Genomic DNA, 21167 nt, shown 5'->3' with positions numbered 1-21167 from the left:
GATAATGGATTGAAAAGTCCGATACAGATAAATAGATTCCCCTATCGTATATAGCCTACGGTTTAGCGTCTTTGTTCGTATTGAACAAAGAAAGTGTATGCAAGAAAGCATAAATGCCAATGCCTCGTTATACCAGTGAGACTTCTCACTTGATACTGGTCGAAATAAAAGTTGTCCTTGAGTTCACGAAATACGCATTCTATCTCCCATCTCCTCTTGTATCTTGCGAATATTTCTCTATCCTCAAGCCCGATACGATTAGTCACAATAACAGCAGTACTTTGTTAAAATTTGTTAAAAATGGGTGTGAAATTATATATAAGTCATTGTAATTCATAAAGTTAAACATGATTGGCAATAAAATTCCAAATTCCAAGCACCAAATCTCAAACAAATCCCAAATTCTAAATTCAAATTTTCAAGACAGGTTTGGAATTTGGGACATTAGGATTTTGAAATTGTTTGAGATTTGGGATTTGAAAATTGGGATTTTAAGCTACTGAGGCTTTTCTTGAGACAGAGTAAAGAGATAGGTGCAATTTTCATATGAGATTTAACAAAGGGCTGTATAAGTTCACCCTTAGATGGAATGTACTGAAGTGGACAAACCCTCACCCCTGCTATTCTGAACCCACTCTTTGACCCAGTACTTGCAAGTTCCACTATCTCACTGGGGAATGGAGTTATAGAGTTATAAATCACACTGTCAGGCTCAATAAATGGAATATCTATCTCAAAAGAGATAGGTTCCCAAGACTGTGCAGGGTAGATTCTGTAAGTACCCGGGATAACCTCGCTACCTACAGAGATTATTTCAACCTTTTCTGCAGTTGCCCGGGCAGGATAACAAAAGAAAGAGGTACTTGAGGAAGTTGAGGGCTACCTACAGGAACAGTAGACCCGTAGTTTTAAGTCTCACAACATCGTAGCCTCCATCCTTACTAAATGAAAGGTCATTATAAGAGAAGCGCACTGTTTTCACAATCTCACCGGCTTGAAGAGAGAAAGGTAAGCTAAGCAGTATAAATACATAAAACCAAATAACATACCATAACTTCACACTATATTTTCTGCTAAACATGGTTTTCACCTCCTATTCGACCATTAATTTCATAGATTTAATGCAACCTATTTGTAACTTTATCTCAATAAAAGTATTTGATTGGTTATACTCTTTTTACCCATTTCTAACTTACAAAAATAGACACCGCTTGGCAACCTATTCCCATTATCAGTAGCCCCATCCCAGAGTTGAGTTATTGAGTTATTGAGTTGTTGAGTGATTGGGAAAGACTTGACCAATCTGCCAACTAAATCATAAATTTGTAAATTAATTGTTTGCCTTTCACTAATCCCTAACCCCTGAACCCTAATCACTGTCTTATGGTTGAATGGATTGGGGTAACTCTTAAGTGCTATAGAACTCTTATTAATGAGGGAATTAGGAGATTGTGTCTCTATACTTGTAGGAGTAGAAAAATAGCCGTCCCCCATACGAGTGAAAACATATGCAGTAGGAGAAAAGGAATACCACTCAGCACTTGTCATATCCAAGACACTAGTGCCTGACCCAACAACTTTAAACTTTACTTCAAAAGCTAACCCACCTCCAAGTGCACCAGGTTTACCGGGTAACATGCCATAGGTAACATCCGTCATGTAGCCTGAAACACTGTCTACGTCTCCAATTAAAAGGACAGTTGATGCTCCTGGGATATCAAGAAAGGTCCCCTTCTCCACAGAAACATAACAGAGCACTTCGGGATTCCAACGCATATCAAAAGCTATAACACAGGCACCTTTATCCTCAGGATGTTCGTCTGCTGCAGGATCTGTAATACTGTCTACCATTATTTTAACTTCAAAAGTATCACCTACATATGCAGCGTTACTTTCTGGAGATACATAAATTATGCCATTTGTGTTATCAAAAATTCTGTCAACTGTATTATTTTGAATTATCAAATCTTTAGATTCAAGCTCTGATTGAGTCAATCCTACCTGCAAAGAAAGCATCGTTATAATACACATAAACCCAATTAACATTTCACACCTCCATTTTAAGGGAAAACAAAAATTCCTTAAATCTAATCGTTAAAACCTAACCTCTCAACAAAAATTCTCTCTACAATCATAAACATCACCTCCCTCCCAAATAAAATTTGGAATTTGTATATAATCTGTCCTGGCTTTAAGATGTGGTTACAAATTGGCATGTCAGAACCTCCTCTTTTTCACTTCTTCTCCTAGTAAAATTATCCCCTAAAACCTGTCTTGTAAGGATTGTTTTTTCTATCACCTCCCCTTTGCTTCTCATCTTATCTGCTTCTATTTTATTATTTCTCACCTCCTTTGTCAAGTCTTGTTTTAGATTTTTTGATAAATGTGCCTCCGCTGGTGTATTGTAGCCATTTTCCTTCAGCTTATATCCCTGATGAGTTCTCCTGTAGTTATAATCGTCCATAAATTCATCTAAATCAAGTTGTAGCTCCTCTATAGTCCTATATCCTTTCTTTCTGAAAGCTAAAGATATTACTTTGTTAAAACTTGCTTTGTTGAATAAATATTTTTGGCATCTTTGATTTTCAACCTCTGACTTGGTTTTAGACAATTTTGACCTTGTCATTCTGAACGAAGTGAAGAATCTCATAAATCGGTGTCAATCAAGGTGTTGCAAGTTTTGTAAAGCGAATTATTCAACAAAGCAAAAAAACTTGACAAGGTTTTAACAAAGTAATATCCTATTTTTGACAGTACTAATCTCTAAAAATGGAGGTGTGAAATGTTAAAAATATTGTATGCATTTATATTAATACTTGTCTTACCATTTTCTCTTCAGGCAAGTGAAATTGTGGAGACAGTGGTGTTTTCTAGGAGTGGCCTTTGCTTTAGTAAGCTTGAAGGCTATGATGTTGTGAGACTTAAGAACTATGGTTCTACTGTCCCTGTTGGCAGTCCACAACTTCCTCAGGTTCCTTTTTCTTTTGTTATCCCCCCAGGGGCAACTGCAGAGAAGATTGAGGTAATCTCCGTAGATAGTGAGATTATTCCAGGTAATTATAGAATCTATCCTGCACAACCTTGGAGACCTATCTCTTTTGACATAGATGTCCCATTTGTTAAGCCTGACAGTGTGATTTATAACTCTACAATTCCATTTCCTGGTAAGATAGTGGAACTTGCAGGTACTGGGTCCAAGAGTGGGTTCAGGATAGCAGGGATAAGAGTTTATCCAATTCAGTATATTCCATCTAAGGGTGAACTTATGTTTTATAGTAGGATAACCCTAAGAATTATTTACAAAGAAAATACTGTTCCAATAGAAACAAGGACAAAAGAGCAACTAAAGGTCTTTGGTAAAGAAGTTAAGGCATTAGTGGAAAATCCTTTTGATGTGTGTTTTTTTTCACCTCCTATTAAAGAGATTGTAAAATCTGAAGAGTATCAATATGTAATTATTACCTCTTCTACTCTTGCTCCTATATTCCAATCTCTTGCTAACTGGAAGACAAAGAAAGGAGTCCCAGCAACCATAGTTACTACTGATTGGATATATAATAATTATTCTGGATATGACAGTCCAGAAAAGATAAGGAATTTTATCAAATATGCAAATGAAAATTGGGGCTCGATATACTTTTTACTTGGTGGTCAGGCAGACTTTGAGAATAATCAAGAGGTTGTCCCAAGGCGAGATGTCTGGTTCTGGGATTGTGGAGGTCCGGCACCTTATCCTGACGAGGACACTATTCCGTGTGACCTTTACTACTCTGACCTTGATGGGACCTGGGATTACGATGGTGACCATATTTATGGGGAGATAGAGGACAGTGTAGATTTATATGCTGATGTATATGTGGGTAGGGCACCATCATACACAACATTTCAATGTTCTACATTTGTGAACAAAGTGTTAACTTATGAGAAAAACGCACCGCCTTCATATCTGAAAAAGATTGCACTTGTATCAGTTTGGCTCATGTGGATTCCTCCGGATAGTATGTATACAGGTGATATCGTAAGCGATGCTATTGCAGAGGTGACACCTATGAATTGGCAGGATGAGAAGCTCTATCAAACTATCTATGGGCTTCCTGGTCAGCTTAGAGAGATGGTTATTGACTCTATTAATACGGGCTCTGGCTTCGTCCATTTCGCAACCCATGGACGTCCTACAGAAATTAGAAGCATCCCACCAACATTTTTTTGGTTAGATACCTGCGATATCCACAATATGACCAATGAAGATAGATTAGGTATTCATAATGCTATAGCTTGTTATACAGGTGCATTAGATGAGGTTCCTAATGGGGACTGCTTTGCAGAGCAACTTGTAAACCATCCAGGCGGTGGTGCTGTTGCTGCTATAATGAATTCCAGATACGGAGCTGGCCGTCCTGGCGGTATGGGTATTTCTGAGTTACTTGATTTACACTTTTATGAGAAAACCTTTAATGACAATTTATATCACCTTGGTCAAGCGCATGCAGCCTCAAAAGATGTTGAGATTCCCAGTATTGACACTCTGAGTGGTGAGACTATTAGATATGTTTGGAGATTTTGTATATATTGCCTTAACGTGTTCGGTGACCCAGAGCTCCCCATGTGGACAGATGAGCCAAGGAATTTGAAAGTAAAGCATCCATCAGAAATTACTCTGGGACTAAATAATTTTGAGGTTAGGTGTTCTGATTTTGGACCTATTCCAAATGCCTGTGTCTGTCTGGTGAAGGGTAATGATGTTTATGCCACTGGAACAACTGATGCCTCAGGGAGTGTAACACTTAATATTAGTCCAAATAGCCCAGGGACCTTATGGGTAACAGTCACGGCACATAATTTTTATCCTTATGAAGGTATTTGTACTGTGATTTCTGAATGTCCTTATGTGTGTTATAATAGTCATAGGATTGATGATTCAATTGGTGGTAATGGGGATGGGTGTGTCAATCCTGGTGAATCAATTGAGATGAAGGTTGTTTTGAAAAATTTAGGTAATAAGACTTCATTTGGGGTGAAAGGGATTTTGGGGACGACTGATTCTTTTATCACTGATATACAAGACACCATCCAAGTCTATGGTAACATTTCACCTAATGATACTGCCATGAGTAGTGGTTCGTATGGATTTACTGTCTCACTATCTACCCCAGACGAGTATATTATACATTTTGAACTCACGATAACAGATGACTCAAACAACTTATGGATAGATACTATAGATGTTGCAGTCAGTACCAGTATAGGAATAGAAGAAAGTTATAAATCAAGTATTACGAGTTACAGACTATTCCAAAGCTATCCAAATCCATTTACAGGAATTACTGAAATCAGATATGGACTACCCAAAGATTCACATATAAATATCACTATATATAATTTTCTGGGGCAGAGGATAGCAACTCTTGTAAATGAGAATAAAGAGGCAGGCTATCACCACATTGAGCTAAAAGGAGACAAATTTGCTAAAGGTATCTACTTCATCCAGCTTAAGAGTGGTAGATTTGAGACTACAAGTAAACTTATAATATTAGAATAGAAGATCAAGATGAGCAAAGTATGAGGATGTAAAGGAGAAGATGGGGGAATTAAAAATGCAAATTGCAAATCCGTCCTGACATGGGACAGGTTGGGAATGCAAAATTATAGAAAGGGTGAGAAAATTTTGAAACGATTTACTAATTACAAATTCCCAATAATTCTTTTTGTTGGGATGGCACTGCTTCTCTTAGTAATAAAGTTACTTGCCCAGGCACCGGACACCTTATGGACAAAGACATATGGTGGAACTTATAGCGAGATAAGCTACTCAATGGCACAGACAACAGGTGGTGGCTATATCATAGCTGGTACAACTCGTCGTCCATACAGTGAGGATGATATTTTGTTAATAAAGACAGATTCGCTTGGTGATACAATTTGGACAAGGACGTATGGTGGAGATCATACGGATGACGGTCGCTCAGGAGCACAGACTAAAGATGGTGGCTATATCATAGCTGGTACAACTACATATGGTGGGCAGCAGGATGTCTGGCTGATAAAGACTGAGGGTCCTGAACCGCCAGAAGATACTTTAGAGATTACCTGGACAATACAGCGTCTCACTTACAATGCTATTTGTGACTTTTATCCTTCTATAGCAGTAGACGCAAATGGTAAGGCACATATTGCTTATTGTTCAGGGACATCCCAAACGACATACGAGCTCTTCTACTTGACAAATAAAAGTGGTAGCTGGGTTTCTGAGCAGATCACCTCTCTTCCAAGTGGTGCTAAGAGATGGCCTTCTATTGCAGTAGATAATGATAGCAGTGCTCATATTGCATTAAATGTTGCCTGTTCTCAGCGCCGGGCACTTGGATATACTACAAACAAGAGTGGATACTGGGAGGGTGTAATCATTGATACTATGGGTGGTGATGACCCGAACCTTGCATTAGATGCAGAAGGCTATGCCCATATTGCATTTTGCAATTATCCTCAGAAAGCCCTTTGTTATGCTACAAATAAGACTAGTAGCTGGGTGGTTTCAAAAATAGATGAGACTGGGGGCTGTTGTTTTCCTTCTATTGCTATTTCTCCCCAAGGTCATATACATATTGCTTATTCTAAGGGAGTAGTGGGCTCTCCTAACACTTTTGATATCTGGTATATCACAAATGAAAGTGGGAGCTGGGTGAGTACAAAGGTCAGTACAAGTGATAAAGGTGATATGTGTCCTTCACTTGCTGTATCTGCTAATGGTAAAATATATCTTACTTGGAAGGAGGACCGCAGCGCTCCCCACTACATCTGGTATGCGACGAATGAGAGTGGTAGCTGGGAATGTGTAGACCTTGGGTTAGAAATGACAATTCATACTATGTCACCATCTATTGCTGTGGATGGAAATAATAAAACTCACTTTGTTTTTGTAAGAGGTTATACCACCATTTATCCTGAAGTTCTGTATGGTACAAATATTAAAGGAGAATGGAAAACTGCACGTGTGACAAATAATAATTTCTATGACTGGGGTACTTTTGGTAGTATTAGATGGTTTACAATTGACAATAGTGGTTATGGGCACATAACCTGGTGGGCATATCCGGATGGGGCCCAAGAAAATAAGGAAGAAATCTATTATGCTAAGAGCAACCAACCTTTGGTTGGAGTAGCTGAAGTATCACTGCCAACAGCCTCTAATTTTAGTATTTATCCAAATCCTTTTCATAAATCTATCTCAATTCAATTCTCTATTGAAGGCATGGAGCCTGTTACTATTAGCATCTATAATATTTGTGGGCGTTTAGTAAAGACTATTTTTAGCAGTAATTTAGGTGCAGGTAGTTACACATTTACTTGGAATAGGACTGATAACCAAGGTCTATATGTCCCATCTGGCATATATTTTTGCCAGATAAAAGGAAGAAATACAAGTAGGACAAATAAGATTATCTTACTGTAGAACCTCGGGATTGGTAAGTGAGATGAGAAAATAAAATCTTATGCATAAAGTTATTCCAAAGATACCACTTATAGAAGTTATGTGGTTTCTCACCTATCGGTGTAATCTTAACTGTGTGTATTGCAATACGAAAGGTGGAGAGATAGGGAAAGACATCCTATAAGTGTCAAGTACAAAAGTAAAAAATTTTAAGTAACTGTTGCTCTTTGACATTTGTATAAGTGAATAGGCTTAAACACTTGTTCAGGACTATAAGTTTCGTCAGATTCAGCCATGCTAAGCATCATGTGAATAAGCTTTTTGCCCACATATATAATCGCTTGCTTTCCAGTCTTCCCTTGAGAGATCTTATTATGATATAGTTGTCGGAACTCAGGATTATGCTTGATGCAGGTTACACTCCCTATATAGAACCCCCAACGAGCATACTTTGGGCCTCGATTTGAAATCTTATTATCTTTTCTCTTCTCCCCTGATTCAAAGATTTGAGGAAAGAACCCAATATGACCTATGATTTTAGTCCCTTTTTCAAAAGCATTCCCATTTTCTCCTGCTATTGAGAGGAAAGTAGCAACTATCTTTGGCCCAACACCTGGTATGGTAAAAAGATTTCCTCCCGGCTGATTATTATCATCCTGTGAGGGGAACAGAATAGCGTCTATCTGGTCATCGATGGTCTTGATAGATTCTTCAAAGTTCTGGATATGGGAGAGTATCATTTTGAGATTCATACCTCTTATCTCTGCGCTCTTTCCTGAATAAATGGAATCTTTGGCTGTGGAAATAAGATGCTCGATCTCCCTGATGTTAAAATTGTTGCCCTTTATAGACCTGACAATGCGCTCAATTTTCTTGGGCTTAGTTTGTGCTAAGTGTATTGCTGTTGGATATTCCTTAAGAATTGCAGCGGAAGCGATAGCAGAAGGGTTTTTAATAACTGTCTTCTGATATTCTGGGAAAACAAGGTTTAGAAGCGACATGGCCTGACGTTTGTAGTTTCTCAAGTCCTTTATGAATTCGTATCTTAGTTTTGTAAGTTCTCTTAAATTCTCGATCTTCTCTGGGGGGACATAGGAATTCTGATATTCATTTGATCTCAAAAGCCCTGCGATCACGAGAGCATCAATGTCGTCAGTTTTAGCTTTTTTACCAAGCGCCTGACGGAACTTATTAACCTGATATGGATTGAGTAGGATTACTTTAAAGCCTTTATTAGTGAGGAAGGAATACAGATTTTCCCAGTAATTTCCAGTGGCTTCCATACCTGTAAGGAGTTCAGTTTTAGAGATGGGTCGCTTCTCGAGATACAAAGTGAGAGATTTCATTCCTTCTTGCGAATTGTCGAAGGAGAATGATTTACTCAGCTTTTCTCCCTGTGAATCAAGTACTACGGCACGATGGCTTCTTTTAGCCACATCTATCCCTAAGTAATACATGGTTTCTCCTTTCTTGCTAATGAGCTTTCAACAGTATCCTGCAAGTGTCTAACTAAACTTAGCCTGGGAAATAAATGTTATCCCGGTATCAACCAGGATCCATAGTATCCTAAATAAAAGTTCCCAGTTAGACCAGCAGGAAGCAGCGATCTTTGGCAAATGGTTCCCGGCAATTGGGACCATAAGGAGGGTTACAAGCTGTCGACCTGTTGAAAGGACATGCAAGTTTTTAGATATTTTATCATAAAAAGTTGCACAGTAAAGCTAAAATAATCTTTATAGGTACATAGTCTTAGTATTAATTTACTAATACTATTACCTATGAACTTTATAGGAGGTAAGTATGAATTGGTATAAGTTTCTAATTTTAGGGCTCCTTTTTAATGGAGTAGCATTAGCTCAGGTAGATACTGCATGGGTGAGAAGATACAATGGACCAGCAGATAGTAGTGATGTAGCAAAGGCTCTCAGATTGGATAATGAAGGCAATGTCTGTGTGTTTGGGTCAAGTGTAGGTAAAGTTACAGGAGCTGACTATTTAATTATTAAGTATGACAATGATGGTAATGAGCTTTGGTCAGCTCGTTATGATAGTCTGGAACATTGGGATGACGGTCCTTTCTTCAGTGCATGGGGTACAATGGCAGTTGACAATTCCTGCAATATTTATGTGACAGGTGTAAGCAAGAATCCAAGTACTGGGGATGAGAAGTGGGTGACAGTTAAGTATGATAAAGATGGGAATGAGCTCTGGGTGAGGACATATCATGGCACAGCAAATATTGGTTGGAATCAGGCTTTGGATTTAGCAATTGATGATAGGGGGCATGTGTATGTCACTGGCAGCTCAGATGATAAAAATGCAGAGGGGGGAGTAAATTTTTGTACAATAAAGTATAATGCAAATGGGGATGAGGTGTGGCGAGTAAAATATAATGGACCGGCAAACTCTGCAGATATAGCATATAGGGTGACAGTAGACCCATCCAGTCCATCAAATATCTATGTAACCGGGGCAAGTAAGGGGTTTGGTGGTGGCTATGGTTATGACTACACAACCATCAAGTACGACTGTTGGGGGAACGAATTATGGGTTGCAAGATACAACGGGCCAAATAATAAAGATGATTATTCTTATCTTATTAAGGCAGATAGCTATGGTAATGTTTATATTTCGGGGCGTAGTTATTATGTGAATGGTTTTGTTGGAGATATTACTACAATTAAGTATGACAGAAATGGCAACGAGCTCTGGGTTCAGAAGTATAGTGGTCCTGAAAATGACGATGAGGCTTGCGATTTAGTAATTGACGCTATTGGCAATGTCTATGTGACAGGTGTGAGTATGACATCAACTACACGTCTTGACTACATTACGCTTAAGTATTCTCCTGATGGCGACCTTTTATGGTCGAAAAGGTATGATGCAGGGAATACACATCTCCCAAAATGGGACATTGCTAATGCAATTTGTGTAGATGATGAAGGCGGTGTTTATGTGACTGGGTATAGTAGTGGAGAAGATTGGAATGATTACTTTGCAACAGTCAAGTATGATAAAGATGGTAATGAGCTCTGGGTAGCTCGTTACACTGGGTTTGCGCATGAGACTTGGGCTTGTGGGGCGTGGGGCATTGCTGTGGACAACGAGAGCAATGTTTATATAACTGGTGGCAGTCCAAGTAGTATTACTGGGTTTGCCTATGCTACAATAAAGTATGTACAGTCTCAAGGTATTTTAGAGAGTCAGAAAGAAATGCAAGAGGAGTCCGTTTCATTTTTAGGTCGGACGATTAGTTTTTCACTTGAGAAGGCATCCTATATTAAGGCTATACTATACGATTTATCTGGCAGGATGCTCGCTTACCTATTTGACGGTATGATGGGCAAAGGACAGCATAATTTATCACTTCCAACTGGGGTCTCTAATGGAGTCTACTTTATTCGGATAGAGGGCGAAATAGACAGGACATTCAAAGTAGTGCGTCTGTTGTAGGTTAAAAGTGTGTAAATAAGAAAAAATGGAGGTGTGATATGTGTAGAAGGATAGTGGATATTATCACAGTGGGTGTTGTGTTTTCACACTTATCTTTTTCAGGAGAGAACCCTTATTCACGGGATCCTGCGGACAATTGTTCGCTTTATGTCTATCCCGATACAGTTAAAAATTTAGCGATTGGCGATACTTTTCAGGTTGAGATTAGAGTTGCTAATATTAATATGCTTCATACTTATCAAGTAGGGCTGAGGTGGAACGGAACTGATAGCTCTAATTTAAAATTAATCAACATTGAAAGAGGACCTTTCCTATCACAAGGTGGCATTAGCACAAAGTTTTTTTCTTGGAGTTTCCAAGACAGTCCTTTCCCATCTCTAATGTGCATGGAGGCCATCCTAGGCGAACACTATCAAACTGGTAGTGGCATCTTAGCATATATAACTTTTGAAGTAAAAGATACTGTAGCTACTGCACTTAATCTGTTTACAAATAAAATGATTAGCTTGTCTGGGTCGCACATTTCTCATCATCGGCGTGATGGGTACCTCCATTATACTGTTCCGAGTCAAAACTTACCCGACACTGTCTGGGTGAGAAGATACTCACAGTGGGATGGCAGCATCTGCTCTGACAAAGCGGTTGACTTATTCCTTACTCCTTTCTGCCTATATGTACTGACTTGTGGAGCTTACAGTTATCCAACCGGCTGGCCTGTATATCAGCCGGGTGAGACCTTCTGGCAGAATGGGGATGCCTCAATGATTATTAAATATTCATTAGATGGCGACACTATTTGGAAAAGGACTGATGGCTCAGCACCTGCAGGATTTGTGGTTGATAAAGAAGGTAATTGCTATTTCTTAGGCACAAGATGGACAAGTTCTAGTCAGACATATTATGATTATAAATTAATTAAGTATTCTCAGCAAGGCAGTGTGTTATGGACTCAATACTACGACTATAACCGTGATTTCTCAAGTGCAATAGCTGTTGATAATAATGGTAATATTATAGTCACTGGATATAGTGGTTTAGTGTATGGAGAATATGATTGGGCGACTATTAAATATTCCTCTCAAGGTAATGTCATTTGGACACGGAGATATCCGTTAGGAGGTACAGCTTCACCTGCAGGAATTGTTGTGGCGTCCAATGATGATATTTACATAACTGGCAAGGCTCGCAGAGTTACAAACAATTATGATTTCCTCACAATTAAGTACTCATCAAGTGGTGATACTCTCTGGGTAAAGTGGTTTAATGGTGTAGGGAATGGTGATGATTACCCCTGTGCAATTTGTAAAGATTCTTATAATAATGTATACATAACAGGTGCAAGTTATAATGCTACTGGTGGTTATGACTTCCTAACAATAAAGTATTCGCCTTCTGGTGAACTTCTTTGGGTGCAGTATTACAATTCTATTGGTAATGGTAATGATATCCCAACTGCAATCAAATGTGACGCTTTTGGCAATATTTATATTGGTGGCACTTCTTCTTGGTCTAATGATAATGCTGACTATTTAGTTCTTAAGTATTCTTCGGATGGTGAACTTCTCTGGCATAAAGAGTATAATGGTCCAATTAAATCTTACGATTTTGTGACAGACATAGCGATTGATGAAGCTGGTGATGTATTTCTGACGGGTGGTAGTTATGGCAATCGGACAGGGTGTGATTTTGCAACACTTAAATATTCTTCGGCTGGTGAATTACTATGGGAGTCAAGATATAACAACTCTTATTATGCTGATGGCGCATCAGCTGTAGTGGTTGATGATGCTGGCAATATATATGTCACTGGCACTTCGTACAGTGATGCATTTACGGGTATGGATATTGTAACGATAAAGTATCATCCGGGTGTAAGTATAGAAGAAGTTCGTAGTGATTTCTCTACAGTAGGTGATAACTTGCTTTTTGTAAAAGGAAATATAATCAGCGGAAAAGAGATAACTATAAGGTATTCAATGTCTAAAAGAGGTAGAATTCAGTTATCTTTGTATGATGTGGCAGGTAGGAATATCAAGTCATTATTTGATGGTGTGTCTGATAGTGGTCGGCATGAGATAAATACAAAAATAGACTTGACATCTGGAGTATATTTTATAAGATTAACTACAGAAAGTGGGGCAATTTCTAAAAAATTTGTTTTCATTTGAAAAAACTCTTTGACCAAATGAGGTTGGGTTTACCGATTTTTGAATTAGGGTTTAAACCGGACAGTGAGATAGTAGATTTTGTGAGAAATTTGAGATATGAGGTACTGTGCACAATTTTTTATCCCGTATATATAAAAGAAATCCTAACTTTGTCTATCGTAAAGTCGTGGATGAAGTTATCCTTGTTCCTATAAAGGCAGAGGCTGTGGAAGCGCATTCTATCGTTGTCTTAAATGAGACATCAGCTTTCATCTGGGAATTATTAGATGGTAAAAAAAGTCTCAAAGAGATTAGTGAGAATCTAACTAATAAGTTTGAAGTCAGTCCTAAAACAGCAGAAAATGATTTAATTACATTTATTAAAGATATTGAGAAACTGGGTGGAATAACTCTGATTTCAGGTAGTCGTTAAGAAATTATTGTGATTGGGTAGATTCTCTACTACAATTAGAATGACAGATATAAGGCTGTATTTTGTTAAAATTAGATGGAGTATCTTTAAGTGATGGTTACAATATTTGAGTGAAAGAGAGGAGGTTTCCCGATTTATCGGGATTTGTAACCATATCTTAAAGCTAGGACAAATAGAATATCAAATCCTATCAGGGGATTATAACTACATCTAGCCCAAACTAAATCAAAATTTTCTATATTTAGTAGTAGTTTTAAACCTATAATTTTCTATATTTCACAATAAAATACAGAAAAATTTCAATGTTTTTCGCTTATCTTTCAATAATTTTTTTCTACTTCTCAATGATTTTTGGATAAAAACATAAAGAAATCTCAATATTCCATTTCTGCAATTTTTTAACAATTGTAGGTCCTGTATGGAATTTCACAACTTTGGTACAACCACACTAATGTTTATGGCATATATGTATGACAATGGATGGGATCCCATAAGTGGGGCTGTTATGGATTTATATAACTATGACGATAACAAATGGGATAGCTTTGGGACTGCAGGTCACGAGCTTGCCTGGTGGTATGTAAAAGCAATAGGTAGTTCAGTAAACCAATACATTAATAACACAAATAGAAGAGTTCGGGTAAGGTTATATGATGGGTGGCTCGATTGGACACATGTAAAGTGGGTAAGATGTGTAGAAAAAGGAGAAAGCAGTAAGTTAGCTTTAGAATATAGTCCATCTACTCTTGAAAGTCCAACTATTCCTGTGGAGATTCCTGAGGGAACAAAAAACCAGTACTTAAAACAAAATAAAAAAGTAAAATGGGGGTAAGAGGATGGGGGACAGCTTACCTACTTCTTTTATTTAAATAAATTCAAGAAAATTAATAAAAATTAAATCTCTTTCCATGGAGGTTGAAAATAAAACCATAGTCACAGATATATATTTCTCTTAAATAAGGAATTTATTGCTTTTACACAATTTTTCTATTCCCATTAAGTGTCAAAAAATTGCTTTGTTGAATAATTCGCTTTACAAAACTTGCAACACCTTGATTGACACCGATTTATGAGATTCTTCACTTTGTTCAGAATGACAAGGTCAAAATTGTCTAAAACCAAGTCAGAGGTTGAAAATCAAAGGTGCCAAAAATATTTATTCAACAAAGCAAGGATTTTTCAAAAATTTTTCTAATTATGTGAAAAGAAAATAGGCGTGAGCCCTTATTGTTTTTCTCTTTATATTAAAACCAACTGACGCCCCCGCTGTTTAGGGATAGGCATTTCAGCGAATGAAATTTCTATTGGAGAGTTTATTAAATATTTAGTAAAATCCTCCCCCGCCATTTTTTTAGTAATTATTTTTAACATTTTGTTATTGGCAACTACACAAAATCACTTTTTTTCTTGACAAATTGTATTTTACTGCTTACTTTATATTAAAGTATGCAAGGAGTTTATAATGAATATTGGGGAATAACTGAAGAGCCATTTAAAAATGTACCTGATCCCCGTTTCTTTTACAGGTCTGAGAGTCATGAAGAGGCATTGATACGCTTACAATACTTGGTCAATGGAGAGAAGGGATGTGGCATACTCTTTGGTGGGTTTGGCTGTGGCAAGACTGTTGTCTTAAATGCTCTTACTGATGAGTTTAAAAATACAGGTAGGAAGTTTGCCTATATATCTAATCCTTTGATGGATAACATTGAGTTACTGCGAGAAATAGTCTACAGGCTAACCGGTGATTCTGCCCCATATAAAAAGTCGGATGTTTTACATACTTTAGAAAAATTATTAATTGATAGTATATTAAATGGTAAAAATACAGTTATAATTATAGATGAAGCTCACACTATAGATGACGATGCTGTATTTGAAGAGTGTAGGCTGTTTCTTAATATGTATTACGAAAATAGGCAATTATTAACTCTTTTACTATCGGGTCAGCCCGAAATTATTAAAACAATTGATAGACTAAAGTCACTTGCACAACGGATTACACTCAGATGTTCTATCAGTAAGTTTAATTATACTGACACCCAAAATTATATACGGTACAGGCTTGGTATAGTGGGGCTGAAAAGAGAGATTTTTACTAATGATGCAATAAATGAGATATACAACTACTCTGATGGAATACCGAGACGTATAAATACAGTATGTGACTTATCACTTTTATCTGGCTTTTTCAACAAAGTTAAAATGATAGATAAAGATATAGTGAGTGATGTAGTTAAAGACCGGGCTGAATAGTTCGTAGAATGCTGTGCAAATGAAATTTCGTGATGCGTTAAGACCGGGTAGTAAATTGAGGCCTGATATCTGCTTTACTTTGTCGTAGAATTTATTTGAATGGAGATATAAATATGCCATTAGTTGTGAAATCCGAGTATAAGTACATAGAGAAAATAGATGGAGTCCCGTTTGTTAAGGGGACTAAATTACCTGTGAAGGCACTTGTTATCCATTACAAAGCGGGTATGTCAATAGAAGATATACTTGATGGTTTCCCAAATATTACACCTGCCCAGCTCTTTGATACACTTGCTTACTACCATGATCACAAAAATGAAATAGAAGAAGATATTGAGGAGGATTCGCTTGAATATATAGAGAAAGAGTTTAACCTTAAGTTAGCTCCTGATAGAACCCTCAAACCTAAATGAGAGATGCTAAGTCTATATTTGGACGAAGATGTCCATAAGAGGGTTGCTATCTCACTTCGGCTTAAAGGATATGATGTGGTAAGCGCATATGAATTACAGAAATGGGGACTTGACGATGAGGAGCAACTTGAATTTGCTATTAGCCAAAAGAAGGCTATTTTTACTTTTAATGTGAGGCATTTTATAAAACTACATCTTAAATATACAAAAACAAATAAGAGACATTATGGTATAATAGTTTCAAAGCAACTGTCTCTTTCCGAGACCGTCGTCAAGCTTTCTAATTTTCTTTTCAAAAAGACAAGAGAGGACATTATTAATCAATTATTTTGGCTTTAATGATTTTTGAAATTTAAGTCTATTGGGGTGATTTAAGTAGGAAAGTGTAGCTATGAAATTTAGGGAAGCGTTAAAAGGGGGTGGCAAATTTGAGTTTCCTCAACCCCTTACACCTCAGCGTGAAGTTACCGTTTCCTCTGTGTATGAAAAAGCAGTTGCATACCTTAAAGATTTGTTTAGTAAAGTTGATAAAAAAGGGGTCAGATTTGAATCTCCAAAAGAAATTGTAAAGCTTCTTGTAGATACGGTGGGTTCAGATGAGAGTGGTGTGATAGATATGGCATACACTATGCCTACTTTAGAGAATTATGTCCCCATGCATTCAGTAAATGTATGTATACTGTGTCTGGCTACTGGGTATAATCTAAAGCTTCTTTTCAATGATTTAATAGAACTTGGCACTGCTTCGTTACTTCACTGTATCGGTCGTCATATGCCACCTTCAGAAATATTAAAAATAAAAAACAAAGAATATCTTATAGCAAAAGAGAAGTGGCTTGATGATACTAAACTTTTAGAAAAGGTAGACGGAATAAGTGAGACTGTCAAATCTATTATATACCAGCATCATGAGCGCTTAGATGATATAGGATGCCCATCTCTTGATATCAAGGGTGAAATTCATCCTTTAACAAAGATTTTAATTATAGTAGATTTCTACATCACTATGATACAACACCCGGACCCAGAGGTAAGCAAAAAGTGTTCTTCATACAATGCTCTGACAGCAATAATAGAAAAGAATGGTGCCCCATTTGATGCCAGTGTTATTAAAGCTTTTATTGAAGAAGTAGGTATTTATCCGCGTGGTACTTATGTTGAACTTTCAACAAAAGAAATTGGAGTAGTAACAAAAGAAACAATAGGAAAACCAATGTCTCCTATTGTTGAGGTAATGTTTGGGACAGATGGTAAAAAGTTAAAAGAGGCAAAACTTATCGATTTGTCTGTATCGTCGCCCGTGGTTTCTATTAAGAGAATGATTAGTGAAAATGAACTTCCAAAAGAGAGCCCGTGATGACTCTAAAACTACTACAACTAATTTGTAAAGATTTAAATGCAAAGTGCCCAAATAATATTTTCTGACCATGCTAAAAGAAAAATTAAAGAGCGAAAGCTGAGCGGGCCAAGGTGAAAAATGTGTTGGAATCTCCTGATTATCTCTTTTATGATTTATTTTCAAAAGCAATGGTAGCGATGGGAAAAACGAAGATTAGAGGTATTCATACATATCTTGTAATTCCATATATTAAGGAAAATGATAAATTAAAGGTTGTAACAATTTATCCATGCAGAGATATAAACCGAGAGATAGAAAGGAATGAGGGAATACGGTGGATAAAGATAAAATAAAGATATGGTTTGATGAAGACGTGGATGTATTGTATGTTTCTTTAAAAAAAGGCGCCTCTGTGCATTCGGAAGAGAAAGAAGATGGTGTAAGGTTAGAGTATGACGAAAAAGGTGAGATAGTAGGGTTAGAAATAACTGAAATCACGAAAAGGTTAGCTAAACCTATTGCAAGACGATTAGCTGAAGCTGTAAAGCAGTATCCATCAGCTGATGGATTAATAAAAAGATTATAGAAAAACTAAACTATCACGATATGAGAATAAATTGGTTGCTTCCATTTCTTAGCATTTTATTGTATATTCCTCTCACAGCCCAATGTGATATTATAGAAGTAGGTGATATACTTGAAGTCTCTGTTCTTGGTGTAGATGAGTTAACTGAGAAGCGTGTAGCTGTGGGTAGTGATGGCACTATATTTTTGCCACTTGCAGGTAAGGTGAAAGCAGAATCTTTGACCTGTGACTCACTTGAAAAGGAAATAGCTGAGAAGATTGAACTTTGGGTTAAGAATCCTTTTGTCTCTGTCCTTATGGTTCAGCCTGCTAAGAACAAGGTCTATGTATTTGGACAAGTTTTGGAGCCCGGTGTTTACAGCTTTAAAAATGGTAATACAGTTGTTGATGCTTTAGGGTTTGCAAAGGGGGCACTTAAAAATGCTGATGTGGATAAAATATACCTAACAAGGAAGACTGGCTTGGAGATAAGGTTTGATATAAAGGCAGCTTATAAAGTGATGCTTGAGCCTTTAGATATAATACAGGTGCCTGCACTTAAAGATGTTATATTTCTTGGCGAAGTCTTACGGCCGGGTCCATTACCTTCAGAAAGCAAAGAGATGGTATTATCCGACTTGATGGACAAAGTAGGTGGCTTTACGAAAGACGCCGACCTTAAGCATATAAAAGTGATAAAAAGTAAGAAAAGTTCAACAATAAACTTAGAAAAAGGTAGTGATGCTATTTTGATTCCCGGTGATGTGGTTATTGTTCCCAGGAAGAGAAATATCATTATTGAGACACTTGAATTTGCTAACCGATTTGTTCCTGTCATTAGTCTTTGTCTTACTATATATCTTTTAATGAGGTAATATTAATTAAAGTGTAAAAACTGAACAATCTTTACAGTTTTATACTAAAAGGAGGTTTAAGTGCATAAATTTAGTTTTTTAATTCTTCTCTTTACTTTAGGGTTCTCTTGCGCACCACGTGAGGGAATGCATAGTGGTAGAATGGAAACTCCTCTATATACTGCATTAGGAGAAACTACCAAGGTTGCTGAGATTGAAACCTTGATAGTACCAGAGCTAATAGAAACTACTAAAGTTGCTGAGATTGAGACCCTGAGAGTACCGGAGTTAGTTGAAACTACCAAGGTTGTTGAGATTGAACCCCCAAGAGTCCTGGAGTCAGTTGAACCTCTGAGAGCACCAGAGACTGTGGTTCTTGATGTCTCTACACAAGAGGCAATAATAAAAGAGTCTATTGTAGAACGAGAGCAGGTAATAAAAAAGAAGGCACCCGCTAAAGAGAGAGTGGTAGGTATACCTGAGGCTCAGGTAGGTATTTCTAAAATAGATGATGAATTCAAATTTGCTATGGGACTCTTTAATGATGGCGTGTATAAACTGGCACGCCGTGAGTTTATAAACTTTGCTCAAACTTACAAGGAGTCTGAATTAGTTCCGGATTCAAAATATTTTGCCGCAGAATGTTTATACCGAACCTATCAATATAAAGATGCAATTGAAGAATTTAAGCTTATAAAGAGGTTATACCCAAAATTCTCAGTCGATGCCTCTCTTCGTATTGGACTTTCTTATTATGAGATTGGAGTCATAGATTCTGGGATTACAATATTTACAGAAATAAAGGATAAGAGACCGGATGAAGCTTATTATTGGCTTGGTGAAGGCTACTTTAAACTCAAAGAATATGCAAAAGCTATTGAATTCTATAAACTCGTAAAACAGGGTAAATATCAGGAGTATGCCTTGTATTCTGTTGGGTTTGCTTCACTTGAACTTAAAAACTATGAACAAAGTATATCCTACTTAAAAGCTGTAACTGAACCAGATCTACTACCTCAAACTGAATTCCTTATTGCAAAAGCGTTTTATGAAAAGGGTGATTATGAGGAAGCTATTACAAGGTTAAAGAAAATAAGCGGAAAATATGAGGAGCAATCCAATTTCTTATTAGGAGAAACATTTTATAATTTATCAAAGTTCAATGAAGCCATCCAATTCTATTCTAAATGTGAGACTGTGCTTGGAATAGCTGGTTTGGGCAAGACTTACTATGCCTTAAAAGACTATCCAAAAGCCCTTACCGTATATGAAAAGCTACTTAATTACCCAGAATATAGAAATATTGCAATTGAATCAATAGGCAGAATATACTATGAGCAAAAGCATTACAACGAGGCTATTAAGTGGTTTAGCCAGTTAACTACTTACACTGCAAAACTTACAGCTGCCAATGCTTACTTTGAAAATGGCGAATACAAAGAAGCGCTCTCAAGGTATGAATCACTTTACAAGGAGACTCAAAAACCAGAACCCCTTTATTGGATGGCGCTCTCCCTTTACAAGCTTGAGAAATATAAGGAAGCGGAAAAATTATTAATAACCTACCCAGAAAAAGACTCTCGCGTATCATTACTTCTTGGTGAAATTGCCTATCATAACAAAAGTTATGAGGCTGCTCTTTCCAATTATGAAGTAGCAAGCAAATGTGCTACTACCCAAATGGAGGCATGGAAAGGAATGGTAGCCAGCTTTCTTGCACTTAAGCGTCCTGATGCAGCTTACGAGGTCTCTAAATTGTTAGTTGAGCATTACCCAAATAAAGATACTTATTACCAATTTGCAAATGTAGCCTACATTAATAAGAAATACGATGAGGCTATGCACTTCTGTTTACTGAGTGGAGCGCCTTTTGAAAATCTTTTAGCCACTGAGAATGACCCAAAAGTATTAGCTCAAGCAAGGCTTGAATTTGGAAAATTACTTTCAATTCAAGAAAAATTTGAATCAGCAATTGATGAATTCAATCTTGTTCTTGAGAGTGGATTTATTGAATTATTACCTGAAGCAAGATATGAACTTGGTGAAGTTTACTTTAAACTCAAAAATTATAAGGAAGCATTGACCTCATATCTTAAGGTAAAGTATCTCTATTCTGAAAATAAATTTATAACCCCTGTATTATATAAATCAGCTAAATGCGAGGAAGCATTAAATGAAAAAGAGGAAGCAAAAAAGTTCTATCAAATGGTAATAGAAAGGGGCGATGTTCCTGACCTTACCGCCAAATCCAAACAAGCATTAGAGAGACTAAAATAAG

19 protein-coding genes are annotated in these 21167 nt (G+C 37.1%); 14 read left to right on the top strand and 5 right to left on the bottom strand.

Going from position 1 to position 21167, the window contains the following annotated elements; all coding sequences use genetic code 11:
• Window positions 1-62: 62 nt before the first annotated feature.
• The 4 genes from QMD71_01160 to QMD71_01145 form a co-directional block, all read right to left on the bottom strand.
• Window positions 63-266 (bottom strand): transposase, encoded by a 204-nt coding sequence (locus QMD71_01160; GenBank protein ID MDI6839458.1) that lies wholly within the window; start codon window positions 264-266, stop codon window positions 63-65.
• Between the two features lie 617 nt (window positions 267-883).
• Window positions 884-1081, bottom strand: coding sequence for a hypothetical protein (locus tag QMD71_01155; protein ID MDI6839457.1), 198 nt, complete (start codon window positions 1079-1081; stop codon window positions 884-886).
• A gap of 59 nt (window positions 1082-1140) precedes the next feature.
• A complete protein-coding gene (locus QMD71_01150; GenBank protein ID MDI6839456.1) occupies window positions 1141-2046 on the bottom strand; it encodes a T9SS type A sorting domain-containing protein in 906 nt (301 codons plus the stop codon).
• 145 nt (window positions 2047-2191) lie between these two features.
• Window positions 2192-2626 (bottom strand): hypothetical protein, encoded by a 435-nt coding sequence (locus QMD71_01145; protein ID MDI6839455.1) that lies wholly within the window; start codon window positions 2624-2626, stop codon window positions 2192-2194.
• A 156-nt stretch (window positions 2627-2782) separates the two neighbouring features.
• On the opposite strand from QMD71_01145, the gene QMD71_01140 reads away from it, so the two are divergent.
• Window positions 2783-5539 carry a C25 family cysteine peptidase gene (locus QMD71_01140; GenBank protein MDI6839454.1) on the top strand — a complete coding sequence of 919 codons (2757 nt, stop codon included), beginning with the start codon at window positions 2783-2785 and terminating at the stop codon, window positions 5537-5539.
• Window positions 5540-5635: 96 nt separating this feature from the next.
• On the top strand, window positions 5636-7450 hold the full coding sequence (locus QMD71_01135; GenBank protein ID MDI6839453.1) for a T9SS type A sorting domain-containing protein: 1815 nt from the start codon (window positions 5636-5638) through the stop codon (window positions 7448-7450).
• A gap of 188 nt (window positions 7451-7638) precedes the next feature.
• Here QMD71_01135 and QMD71_01130 read toward each other — a convergent pair whose 3' ends face one another.
• Window positions 7639-8886, bottom strand: coding sequence for an IS110 family transposase (locus QMD71_01130; protein MDI6839452.1), 1248 nt, complete (start codon window positions 8884-8886; stop codon window positions 7639-7641).
• A gap of 343 nt (window positions 8887-9229) precedes the next feature.
• Between QMD71_01130 and QMD71_01125 the strand changes: the two genes are divergently transcribed.
• The 12 genes from QMD71_01125 (at window position 9230) to QMD71_01070 (ending at window position 21166) form a co-directional block, all read left to right on the top strand.
• Window positions 9230-10882, top strand: coding sequence for a hypothetical protein (locus QMD71_01125; GenBank protein MDI6839451.1), 1653 nt, complete (start codon window positions 9230-9232; stop codon window positions 10880-10882).
• A gap of 38 nt (window positions 10883-10920) precedes the next feature.
• Window positions 10921-13050 carry a T9SS type A sorting domain-containing protein gene (locus tag QMD71_01120; protein MDI6839450.1) on the top strand — a complete coding sequence of 710 codons (2130 nt, stop codon included), beginning with the start codon at window positions 10921-10923 and terminating at the stop codon, window positions 13048-13050.
• A gap of 106 nt (window positions 13051-13156) precedes the next feature.
• Window positions 13157-13462 (top strand): PqqD family protein, encoded by a 306-nt coding sequence (locus QMD71_01115; protein ID MDI6839449.1) that lies wholly within the window; start codon window positions 13157-13159, stop codon window positions 13460-13462.
• 418 nt (window positions 13463-13880) lie between these two features.
• Window positions 13881-14294, top strand: coding sequence for a hypothetical protein (locus tag QMD71_01110; GenBank protein ID MDI6839448.1), 414 nt, complete (start codon window positions 13881-13883; stop codon window positions 14292-14294).
• A gap of 614 nt (window positions 14295-14908) precedes the next feature.
• The gene (locus tag QMD71_01105; GenBank protein MDI6839447.1) at window positions 14909-15718 is read left to right on the top strand and encodes an AAA family ATPase; all 810 of its coding nucleotides are present in this window, start codon (window positions 14909-14911) and stop codon (window positions 15716-15718) included.
• A gap of 113 nt (window positions 15719-15831) precedes the next feature.
• Entirely contained in the window at window positions 15832-16131 is a 300-nt protein-coding gene (locus tag QMD71_01100) for a DUF433 domain-containing protein (protein ID MDI6839446.1), read from the top strand.
• Between the two features lie 3 nt (window positions 16132-16134).
• Window positions 16135-16470: a DUF5615 family PIN-like protein gene (locus QMD71_01095; GenBank protein MDI6839445.1), complete on the top strand. Its 336-nt coding sequence runs from the start codon at window positions 16135-16137 to the stop codon at window positions 16468-16470.
• 52 nt (window positions 16471-16522) lie between these two features.
• On the top strand, window positions 16523-17488 hold the full coding sequence (locus QMD71_01090; GenBank protein MDI6839444.1) for a hypothetical protein: 966 nt from the start codon (window positions 16523-16525) through the stop codon (window positions 17486-17488).
• A gap of 113 nt (window positions 17489-17601) precedes the next feature.
• Complete coding sequence (locus QMD71_01085) at window positions 17602-17823, top strand: hypothetical protein (GenBank protein ID MDI6839443.1); 222 nt, start codon at window positions 17602-17604, stop codon at window positions 17821-17823.
• On the top strand, window positions 17805-18056 hold the full coding sequence (locus tag QMD71_01080; GenBank protein MDI6839442.1) for a DUF2283 domain-containing protein: 252 nt from the start codon (window positions 17805-17807) through the stop codon (window positions 18054-18056). The genes QMD71_01085 and QMD71_01080 overlap by 19 nt, the downstream gene beginning before the upstream one ends.
• Before the next feature lie 20 nt (window positions 18057-18076).
• The gene (locus tag QMD71_01075; protein ID MDI6839441.1) at window positions 18077-18910 is read left to right on the top strand and encodes a polysaccharide biosynthesis/export family protein; all 834 of its coding nucleotides are present in this window, start codon (window positions 18077-18079) and stop codon (window positions 18908-18910) included.
• Between the two features lie 60 nt (window positions 18911-18970).
• The gene (locus QMD71_01070; protein MDI6839440.1) at window positions 18971-21166 is read left to right on the top strand and encodes a tetratricopeptide repeat protein; all 2196 of its coding nucleotides are present in this window, start codon (window positions 18971-18973) and stop codon (window positions 21164-21166) included.
• Window position 21167 lies beyond the last annotated feature (1 nt).

The organism is bacterium (genome assembly GCA_030018315.1).
Lineage (GTDB): Bacteria > Hydrothermota > UBA3073 > JACQXS01 > JAGMCI01 > JASEGA01.
This window is presented reverse-complemented; position numbering and strand designations above follow the sequence as displayed.

What these genes read in the sequence shown, in the direction of transcription:
- QMD71_01150 (MDI6839456.1), bottom strand. Translation starts at nt 2,046, where the DNA reads ATGTTAATTGGGTTTATGTGTATTATAACGATGCTTTCTTTGCAGGTA.
- QMD71_01095 (MDI6839445.1), top strand. Translation starts at nt 16,135, where the DNA reads ATGCTAAGTCTATATTTGGACGAAGATGTCCATAAGAGGGTTGCTATC.
- QMD71_01130 (MDI6839452.1), bottom strand. Translation starts at nt 8,886, where the DNA reads ATGTATTACTTAGGGATAGATGTGGCTAAAAGAAGCCATCGTGCCGTA.
- QMD71_01140 (MDI6839454.1), top strand. Translation starts at nt 2,783, where the DNA reads ATGTTAAAAATATTGTATGCATTTATATTAATACTTGTCTTACCATTT.
- QMD71_01145 (MDI6839455.1), bottom strand. Translation starts at nt 2,626, where the DNA reads ATGACAAGGTCAAAATTGTCTAAAACCAAGTCAGAGGTTGAAAATCAA.
- QMD71_01135 (MDI6839453.1), top strand. Translation starts at nt 5,636, where the DNA reads ATGCAAAATTATAGAAAGGGTGAGAAAATTTTGAAACGATTTACTAAT.
- QMD71_01100 (MDI6839446.1), top strand. Translation starts at nt 15,832, where the DNA reads ATGCCATTAGTTGTGAAATCCGAGTATAAGTACATAGAGAAAATAGAT.
- QMD71_01125 (MDI6839451.1), top strand. Translation starts at nt 9,230, where the DNA reads ATGAATTGGTATAAGTTTCTAATTTTAGGGCTCCTTTTTAATGGAGTA.
- QMD71_01120 (MDI6839450.1), top strand. Translation starts at nt 10,921, where the DNA reads ATGTGTAGAAGGATAGTGGATATTATCACAGTGGGTGTTGTGTTTTCA.
- QMD71_01110 (MDI6839448.1), top strand. Translation starts at nt 13,881, where the DNA reads ATGGAATTTCACAACTTTGGTACAACCACACTAATGTTTATGGCATAT.
- QMD71_01105 (MDI6839447.1), top strand. Translation starts at nt 14,909, where the DNA reads ATGCAAGGAGTTTATAATGAATATTGGGGAATAACTGAAGAGCCATTT.
- QMD71_01090 (MDI6839444.1), top strand. Translation starts at nt 16,523, where the DNA reads ATGAAATTTAGGGAAGCGTTAAAAGGGGGTGGCAAATTTGAGTTTCCT.
- QMD71_01075 (MDI6839441.1), top strand. Translation starts at nt 18,077, where the DNA reads ATGAGAATAAATTGGTTGCTTCCATTTCTTAGCATTTTATTGTATATT.
- QMD71_01155 (MDI6839457.1), bottom strand. Translation starts at nt 1,081, where the DNA reads ATGTTTAGCAGAAAATATAGTGTGAAGTTATGGTATGTTATTTGGTTT.